At 52.8% G+C, this 9154-nt stretch carries 8 protein-coding genes and 2 pseudogenes; 8 read left to right on the top strand and 2 right to left on the bottom strand.

Going from position 1 to position 9154, the window contains the following annotated elements; translation table 11 throughout:
- Positions 1-36: 36 nt before the first annotated feature.
- Entirely contained in the window at positions 37-1419 is a 1383-nt protein-coding gene (locus QNM96_RS22720) for an amidohydrolase family protein (RefSeq protein WP_283839088.1), read from the top strand.
- A gap of 178 nt (positions 1420-1597) precedes the next feature.
- Positions 1598-2017: a DUF3830 family protein gene (locus QNM96_RS22715; protein WP_283839087.1), complete on the top strand. Its 420-nt coding sequence runs from the start codon at positions 1598-1600 to the stop codon at positions 2015-2017.
- Positions 2018-2067: 50 nt separating this feature from the next.
- On the opposite strand, the gene QNM96_RS22710 is transcribed toward QNM96_RS22715, so the two are convergent.
- Positions 2068-3333: a Zn-dependent hydrolase gene (locus QNM96_RS22710; protein WP_283839086.1), complete on the bottom strand. Its 1266-nt coding sequence runs from the start codon at positions 3331-3333 to the stop codon at positions 2068-2070.
- 262 nt (positions 3334-3595) lie between these two features.
- Here QNM96_RS22710 and uraD point away from each other — a divergent pair, with 262 nt between their 5' ends.
- The 6 genes and pseudogenes from uraD to QNM96_RS22680 form a co-directional block, all read left to right on the top strand.
- Entirely contained in the window at positions 3596-4117 is a 522-nt protein-coding gene (gene uraD / locus QNM96_RS22705) for a 2-oxo-4-hydroxy-4-carboxy-5-ureidoimidazoline decarboxylase (protein WP_283839085.1), read from the top strand.
- 64 nt (positions 4118-4181) lie between these two features.
- A complete protein-coding gene (gene pucL, locus QNM96_RS22700; protein ID WP_283839084.1) occupies positions 4182-5156 on the top strand; it encodes a factor-independent urate hydroxylase in 975 nt (324 codons plus the stop codon).
- Positions 5153-5503 (top strand): hydroxyisourate hydrolase, encoded by a 351-nt coding sequence (gene uraH / locus QNM96_RS22695; RefSeq protein WP_283839083.1) that lies wholly within the window; start codon positions 5153-5155, stop codon positions 5501-5503. The genes pucL and uraH overlap by 4 nt, the downstream gene beginning before the upstream one ends.
- A gap of 796 nt (positions 5504-6299) precedes the next feature.
- A complete protein-coding gene (locus QNM96_RS22690) occupies positions 6300-7070 on the top strand; it encodes an enoyl-CoA hydratase/isomerase family protein (protein ID WP_283839082.1) in 771 nt (256 codons plus the stop codon).
- Positions 7071-7236: 166 nt separating this feature from the next.
- Positions 7237-7395, top strand: a pseudogene (locus tag QNM96_RS22685) (AMP-binding protein); the annotation flags it as partial.
- A gap of 45 nt (positions 7396-7440) precedes the next feature.
- A pseudogene (locus tag QNM96_RS22680) lies at positions 7441-8099 on the top strand (IS6 family transposase); the annotation flags it as partial.
- A 613-nt stretch (positions 8100-8712) separates the two neighbouring features.
- On the opposite strand, the gene QNM96_RS22675 reads toward QNM96_RS22680, so the two are convergent.
- A partial coding sequence (locus QNM96_RS22675) for a hypothetical protein (protein WP_283839081.1) occupies positions 8713-9154 on the bottom strand: 442 nt, incomplete at its 5' end.

Raw genomic sequence — 9154 nt, 5'->3', positions numbered from 1 at the left:
CAATCAATTATATACCCGTGTACAGAAAAGCAGGTCATGACCATTGACACGGTAATTCGTGGAGGGACACTGGTCACCAGCCAGAACACCTTTACCAGCGACCTGGCGGTAGATGATGGAACTATCGTGGCAATCGGCGATCAACACTGCCTGCCAGAATCCGACGAAACTATCGACGCTGCGGGACTTTTAGTGATGCCCGGTGTGGTCGACCCGCACGTGCATATCGATGATCATGTTTCGCTCGACACGTACGAGACAGCTACGAGTGCCGCCGCATTGGGCGGCGTCACGACGGTCATAGACTTCGCCTGGCAGTCATACGTCAGCGAAGATAGCCCCTGGGAAGAAGAAAAAACGTTGCAGGAAGGTGTCAAGCGCAAGCGCAAAAAGGGCGGAAACGCGCTTGTCGACTTCGGGTTACACGGTGGAATCCTCCGCGAGGATCCCGCTGTGTTCGACGAATTGGCGAGCCTCGTCGAGTCAGGGATAACTTCTTTCAAAATGTATACCACGTACGAATTCGGACTTTCGAACGGATTCATTCACGACGTTCTCGAAGAACTCAGGGAAGTGGACGCAGTCGGTGTTGCTCACACAGAGGACCATAGTGTCTGCGAATCGTTGACCGCCGAACTCCGAGCCACAAACCGAGACGAGCCAACGTGGCTTCCCGTTGCTCGACCGGATTATGCGGAAGCGATGGCAGCGGACGATATCGCCAGGCTCGCACGGGAGACTGGAACCAAATACTACGGAATCCACACTTCATGCCGGAAGGCAGCGGAAGCGCTCGCGCGATATCAACGTGATGGGAGCCTCATTCGCGGTGAAACCTGCACACACTATACGACCCTCACAAAGGATCGGTATGAGGAGTTAGGAAACCTTCCGAAGATTGCACCGCCGCTTCGGAGCAGCGACGACAACGACGTGCTGTTCGAATACCTTCGCAATGGGACACTGAGCGTTGTTTCGACTGATCACGTAGCGCAAACTCGCGAACGGAAAGAAGCGAGCGAGTGGTGGGAAGATCCATTTGGTGCAAATGGCCTCCAAACGAGTCTATCGGTGTTTCACGATGAAGCAGTGAACAAACGGGGGTTCTCGTATCCGTTCCTTGTTCGTCTGATGTGTACGAATCCGGCCCAGACGTTCGGACTTCCGAAAAAAGGGACGCTCGAACCTGGAACCGACGCGGATATCGTGTTATTCGATCCTAATGAGACATATACGATCTCGGCTCGAGACAACGCTTCAGTCGCCGACTACACGATCTACGAAGGTCGTAAAGTAACTGGGAACGTAAAGCGCACGTATCTCAGGGGAGAACTCGTCGCGAGTGAAGGCGAAATCGTCGCCAAGCCAGGGTGCGGAGAGTTCGTTCGCCGGAAGCGACCCACCTGGAACGACAGTTAGAGGACCTTGATCAGCAACTACATCTGGATTGTGGATACCATCATCCGTTCGCTGGTACATAGAGAGAGAGAACGCCTCTACGATGTTACACCGTTACCCATTGCGGTTCGCGGTCGTGGATCCGAAAGAAATAATTGCGATGGTGTGACAGTGTGAGACGAACACACAATCAACAACTATGAGTTCACTAGAATTTGAAATCGAAGAGCGAACGTTTACAGCGGAACTACACGAGGACGAAGCGCCTGAATCAGTTGCTGCGATGCGAGAATTCCTTCCCCTCGAATCGGAGTTGATGCACGTTCGTTGGAGTGGGCATGCAACGTGGATCAATATTGACGAGATCGAACTTCCGGAGCTTCCACGAGAGAACCATACGGTGTATCCATCCTACGGAGACATTCTCCTGTACCCGGGATACAGGAACGAACAGGAAATCCTCGTTCCATGCGGTTCGACTTGCTTCAAGAGTCCAGCAGGCGAACTTGCCGGCAACCATGTTGCGACACTGGATGCAGAGCGCGAAGAACTCCGAGAAATGGAACAAGAAACACTTCGAACCGGGATGAAGGATGTCACAGTTCGTCTGGAGGGGTAGACAAGCGAAGAACGCTCAACCAGTATTCGTATGGGTTTGGCCTCTGCGTCTCATTCAGTAGCCAGATCATAGAGCGCTCCTGCAAGCAACCGTGTTGAAGTGGTACAGTCACTCCAGTCGGTCCATTCCGCCGCGCTGTGGGAATATCCGCCTTCCGAGGGAGCAAAAACGAGTCCGGCATCTGTTACTTTCGCGATGTGCATCGTATCGTGCCCTGCACCGGAGTGCAATTCGATGGTATTGATCCCTGCTTGTGTGGCTGCACTGTGAAGTGTTGCAATACAGCGATCGCTCATCGAGATGGGGTCGATATCGTACGGGCGGCTAAACGTCGTCTCAACGGCGCGCTCGTCCTCTAGCCGGGCTAAACAACGACGAATGCTCGAGACGATCCGTTCCATCGATTCGTATTCGATATCACGAATGTCGATTCCGAGATGGACGGAACCGGGGATAACGTTGATCGAGCCTGGTTCAACGTCGAACTGACCGACAGTCCCAACAGCAGTCTCGCTGTGGGTCTCGACGATTTCGTTCGTTACCGACTCGATCTCGAGCGCCAGTTCGCTTGCTGCAGTCAACGCATCGACACGGGATTCCATCGAAGTAGTTCCGGCGTGATCCGCTTCGCCGAGGATATCGATATGACAGCGGATAGTGCCGGTGATATGCGTTACTATGCCAGCAGAAACGGACGTCTCCTCCAGTCGAGTGCCTTGTTCGACGTGGAGCTCGAGCCACGAATCCCACGCGGTTGCGTCCAGGCGCTCTTCGCCTTTGAAGTCAATTTCCTCTAGGGCCTCGCCCAACGTCACACCAGTATCATCGGTCGTTGCAAGTGCGTCTGCGACGTTGGAGGCGCCAATTGCCACTGAAGAGCCAAGGACGCCATCAGAAAACCGACCACCCTCTTCTTCGGTGAACGCCACGACTTCGAGAGGGAGATCCGGTGAAAGTGAAGCGTCCTGTATGGCACGAATCGCTTCGAGGCCAGCGTACACACCGAGTACACCGTCAAATTGCCCTCCGTCAACGACCGAATCGAGATGGCTGCCGGTTGCAACAGAACGAGCAGTTGGGTCGGCGTTCTCAGGAACCCATCGACCGGCGATGTTGCCAACGGCATCAATGGAAACGTCGAGTCCTCGTTCGTCCAGTTTCTTTACAAAATATTCTCGAGCCCGTTTGTTGGCTTCTGTTCCGGTTAGCACCGTTCGGCAGTTCCCGTCTTCGACGGGAACGGACCCGAATTTGGCGGTCTGGGTGATATCTTCCCGAAGTCTGTCCCCGTCGACGTATTGGTAGAGATGCTGCATCTGTCTCGATATGGTATGGTAAAACACGCCCTCTTTTGAAGGTATCGGGGGAACAGATTCTCCGTGCGATTCAAAAACCTCGTCTAGTCGCTGTGCGGGGAGCAATTCGTATGTTCGTACCGAATACGATACGACGGCACAGGGTGCCGGGACTGATGCTGTTTTGAGGGACGCTCGTAGAACGGAGAGGTGTGACCGTCGTTTTCAACGGATACCGTTCGAAGAAAGTTTTAAGTGAAGAGTACTCTATAATTGAGGTGGGATGACGAGACTCACGGTTGAGGATCTCAATCAAGCGGACAAAGAGCGGTTCGTTGACATTCTCGGTGGCGTATATGAGGAATCACCATGGGTAGCTGAGCGAGCGTGGTCGGAACGACCGTTTTCTTCTACCGAAGACGTACGCCAGACCATGAAGGATGTCGTCCGGAACGCATCACAGAAGAAACAACTAGACCTCTTACGAGCCCACCCCGACCTCGGTGAAAATATTGAAATGACCGACGAGTCGGAGGAAGAACAAGCGTCTGCCGGACTCGATCGACTAAGCGCTGAACAGTACAAAACGTTCCAGCAACTGAATACAACGTACCGAGACAAGTTTGGATTTCCGTTCCTCATGTCGGTGAGGGAAGAGTCGGTTGAGACGATCCAAAACGCCATGGAAGAACGGATTGACCGTACTAAGTCCGAGGAATTCCAGACCGCCTTGGACGAAGTCAACGACATCGCGAGACTTCGACTCGAAGAGCTAGTAGCGACAGATGAGGACGAACGCACTTGATACCAACCAACTCCCCGAACATGATGACGAACGCCGAAATACTGAGATACCCAACTTACCACACATGAGCAACAGCAACGAAATCGATACTGACGTACGGAGTACTGATCGACGAATACTGAACTACGGGAAAGAAAAGATCGCAGTCTACCGGACCTACGCCAATCCGCTTGAAGGCGTTCGCACTATTCCGGAATCGTCTTTTGACGGGCGAGATAACATCCTCTTTGGACTCGAAGTCCGTGTACAGTTCGAGGGCGAGGAATTTTTACCGTCCTTTAGCGAGGCAGACAACAGCAAGGTGGTGGCGACGGACTCGATGAAGAATTTCGTTCTTCATCAGGCGGGAGAGTACGAGGGGACGACAGCGGAGGGCTTTCTCCACTTCGTCGGGAACGAATTTCTGGAGACGTACTCGCACCTGGAGGCGGTGAAAATGTCGGCGACTGAGTATCCGTTCGACGAGCGGCCCGTTCCCGGAGATGATGGGTTTGAGCCAAGTGACCTCGTTTTCCGGGTCTCCGATGACGAATCGGCGTTCGGAGAAATATACCTTGAACGGGACGGTGGCTCCATCGAGTTCAAAGAGCAGACGAGCGGCGTTACAGGGATCGAACTCATCAAAGTGAAAGAAAACTCGTTCACAGGCTACGTCCAAGATGAGTATACGACGCTCCCGGAGCGGGAGGACCGCGCACTCTACATCTCTCTCGATATCTTCTGGACCTACGGCGAGTCAGCGGATGCGCTGGGAGAAGAACCACGACGATACGTTCCGGCTGAACAGGTCCGTGATATCGCCCAAGTAGTGTTCCACGAGATCGATTCGAACTCAATCCAAGATCTACTCTATCAGATTGGTCTCCGAATCCTGAAGCGGTATCCGGAGCTCGAAGACGTCAGCTTCGAAGCGAACAATCGAACGTGGATTGAGGTGCGTGGTGACCTCGAAGGAGACGCGAAGGTATTCAGAGAACCGCCCCGGCCAACCGGTTATCAACAGTTTTCTATGGACCGCAGTGACTTAGAGGAACAATGAGCTCAGAACTGACTACACACGTTCTCGATACCAGCCGTGAAGGTCCCGCATCCGGTGTCAACGTAAGGCTCCAGCGAATCGATGATTCGGGTGCTGCAGAAACAATTACCCAGGGAACAACTAACCACGATGGGCGGCTCGATAAGCCACTCTTGACTGAAGATGAGATGGAAACCGGTACGTACCAACTCCTGTTCGATGTCGGTGACTACTACCGCCAAGCGCAGTCGGAATCGTCGTTCTTAGAGACGGTCCCTGTTCGGTTCATTATTGATGACGTTGACGAACAGTACCATGTCCCCCTTCTCCTGTCGCCAGGGGGATACACAACCTATCGGGGGAGTTGACCGTCGGGCATCAGATAGCGTACGGAGTTGGTTTTACTAACCAACGAGGGTGTTATACAATTCAACTCATACCATGAGCTTCGTTCGGCCCGAATTTACGTCCTGTTTGTAGTTCATAACTGTAACGTCACTCGGAGACACAGTCCAAGAAACGCATGTTCCCGTCCATGGAGGCGGCTTCGGGTGCGTAGCGCCCCGAAACCACAGTCCGTACACCTCTAACCGTTCGCTCAATCTGTGTTCGTCGCTTGTGCGTCTCAGTAAGGACCGATCGCTTGAGCGGTACGTTCTCCGTATACTCCCATCTTCGATTCGGTATTCGACTGCTACTGGATCAGCGGCGTTTCGTGGATTATACGGGGCGATCAGCTCAACTCCCGTTCCAGCAGGCAGTCGGGCCAATTGAGGATGACGTACACACAGCTCGCGTACAAACGCTTTGAACGACCGCATCTCACTGCCGCTGTCGTACAAGAACTACTTGATGTGACGGACCGACTGCCTCTCGTGGACTCGATCGCCTCGAGGAGGGTGCTCTCGAGGAAACGACTGGGAAGGAGTGTAATCGCGAGTATCGTGCGCGGGAATTTTTTTCCGGGTCTCGAACGACCCCGATCATATCCTTCCTTGAACAAGTCCCTACCCAACTCGAACGATGGAAGTTCGTATAACGAGCAACTACTCCCGATATTCGATCAGCTCTCCGACAGAAAAGCCGGCAAAATTCGAGTTAGTCCGTTCGCGAGTTTTCTCACCCTGAAGCTTATAAGCGACTCTGGTGACGTTATTACCGACTATGCACGTAGAACTCGAGCACCTTTCAGTCGAAAAAGAGGGAAAAATCGCCAGGATCACGCTCGATCGACCGGAGCGGCTCAACGCGATCCATCACCCACTCACCCGTGATCTAAATGCGGTGTCACAGCTACTCGAGAACGACCGGAACGTTCGATTAATCACAATTCGGGGAGCAGGTCGGGCATTTTGTTCCGGTATCGATCTCAAGGAACTTGCGAAGGGTGAGATAGACGACCGAATGTTCCCGCTGTGGGAAGAGGCGCTCCGTCGGTTCGAGACGATGGACAAACTGGTGATTTGTCTCATTGACGGCTACGCTATCGGCGGCGGATTGCAGATTGCCTTGGCATCCGATATTCGCGTTTGTACCCGCTCGGCCGAATTAGGCCTGACCGCCATCGAAGAGAGCATCTTGCCCGGTCTCGGAACGTGGCGGCTACCACGGTATGTAGGGATGGGACGTGCAAAGAAGATGAACATTCTCGGGAATTACGTCGACGGGGAGGAAGCGAAACGTATTGGACTCGTCGATCATTTAGTTGACGAAGGGGAGAAACAGCAGGAGTTCGAAGAGATCATCGAAGATTACATGGTGGTTAATTCAGCGGGGGCCCGCTTGACCAAGCAAGCGACTGTCGAATCGTTCGATCGAAACTTCGAGGGTTTTCTCGATCGGTATCTCGAACTTCAGGCGGAAGCGATGGATGACGACGATTTCGAGGAGGCGATGGCCGCTATTCGAGAAGATCGAGAGCCCGAGTGGACGTAACTCTACCAGGAACGATTTGCGAAGACCGAGAGGACGGCGATCTACAGATCCGATAGGCAGGGGTTCGGGGGGGAGCACTATAGTGATGAATACCATCTCTCCGTGAGAACTCGATGAACGCCCTGTACAGGCCCCACATCGTCGCTAGTCGGCACCCAAAAAGCCAGCCGTCACCAGTGTCGACAGAGAGATGACCTACGTCGAACTCTACGCCGAAGTTGATAGCGTCGCGAACGCACTTCGGGATGCGGGCATCGAACCGGGTGACCGCTACGCCGTATTTGCAAACAACTCGAACCGGCAGTGTCTAGTTAGCGCAGTTTGAGAAGCGAGCAGGCCGTAGAGGTAGTTTGGATCAATGCTCTGAAACCTGCTCAACAAGAGCTACGCGGCGGAATTTGATGAGTGTTGGGAGCGTGAGCGGACGGCGATTGGGCCAGGGTGTTCGCCGTCCGTCTTCACGCGACTGGTTGTTCGCTTCGAGAGATACAAGCGATTCTTCGCTTGATCGGCGTTGAACGGTCTCATCAAACAATTTGGAGCTGGATACGTCGTCTACCGTATATGATTCCAGACCCGCCGATGGCGAAGCCCTCGCGGGTCGCGGTTGATGAAACCGCTGTCAAGATCAACGGCGACTGGTCTTGAGTATATGCTGCAATAGATATAGAGTCAAAGTTACTTCTTGATATTGCAGTCATTAGTCAGCGAGGCACCGATCAAGCCGCTGCATTCCTGTATCAATTTACCGAGAAACACGATCTCTCCGAGACCATGTTTCTCGTCGATGGCTACGGGTATCTGACTGCCCCCTCTCGATTAGGGTTAAACGATCAGCTCGACTATGTCGAACGAAACCTCACCGAAAAGTGGTTTCACACCCTCAAAATGCGTGTTGATCGCTTCCATGACTCATAGGTGGGCAGTCGGTCAAGCGTCAGAGAATGGATTGAACAGTTTGTACACTATTATAATACACAACGACCACACCAGTCACTCAACGGACAAGAGCCAGCGGAGGTGCTCAACTACTTGACTTCGTACCTATATGAAGAGGTCTTCGACTTCGTGCATGAGATCGTCGATACTTCGGCTTGGGCTGGAAAGAGCCCATGAAAGGAGGTTTTGAACGGCTTCACGGAACGAGAGCTTGAGATCAGCTCGAAGAGACGTGGCTCGTGAGAGTACCGTTCCCAGAGCGCTTTGTGCAACACCGAGCTTCAGCAAACTGTAGGCAAGCATCAGCAGGTGCCAGTGTAATGACTAAGATAACTTTTGAAAGTCAATGAACTTCTGAAACCACTTCTTTGCGAAGCTGATACGTTATGTTATTTGTTCGAGGGTTCCTCGAACGAGCTCCTTAAACTCTTTTTTGATGTCCTCGGATGACCGGGGGCAGTGGGTAAGAGCACGCCTTGAGAGAGGTTGCATGACTCTTTAGGACGCCTATCTCACAGGAAGGGAAGGGTGTACGCGGGTTGGTTACCGGTGGGTATGTTCCTCGAGTGGTCGTCGGTGGTCATACTGACGGACAGGAGTTGAGGGATGTCCTGAAGACAACAGCTGCCACTGGAGTCCACAACTCGTTGTTCAGTTCCAGGTCACACTATCATCGGATGCACAGAGTTTATCTGGAGTATTGTTATTCCAGTTCGACGGGTAGGGAATTAGCTTCGACCTCTGAGCAGGATTGCCTCTGTCCTAACGCTTGTGTGACTTCTCCGGTGAGAGTAACAGAAACATTAACAGACACTTCACCAAGACTGGCTTCCTCGACATTCACAGTCTCCTTCTGCTCGAAGTCCCCTTCGCCAGTACAGTGCTCATCATAATCCGCATCATAGCCTCCATGATCGAACGCTCTATCCCTTACTTTGAACCACTGTTCTTCGTCGGGGGCAATAACTCGGTAGTCATTGTCCATTGTGGTTCTATTGTCTTCATCAAGTGGGTCCATACGAGAAACATTGTTTTCATGATGGCCATCAGCGATTTGGCCGTCGGTTTCAATGTAAGCCTGTGACGTGCCCGTGTTTTCGAGAAGGACTTTGCCAGCCCCATAATCGCTTGTCTCGATGTCCCCA

This window comes from Halostagnicola sp. A-GB9-2, from assembly GCF_030068615.1.
In the GTDB taxonomy this organism is placed as follows: domain Archaea; phylum Halobacteriota; class Halobacteria; order Halobacteriales; family Natrialbaceae; genus Halostagnicola.
This window is presented reverse-complemented; position numbering and strand designations above follow the sequence as displayed.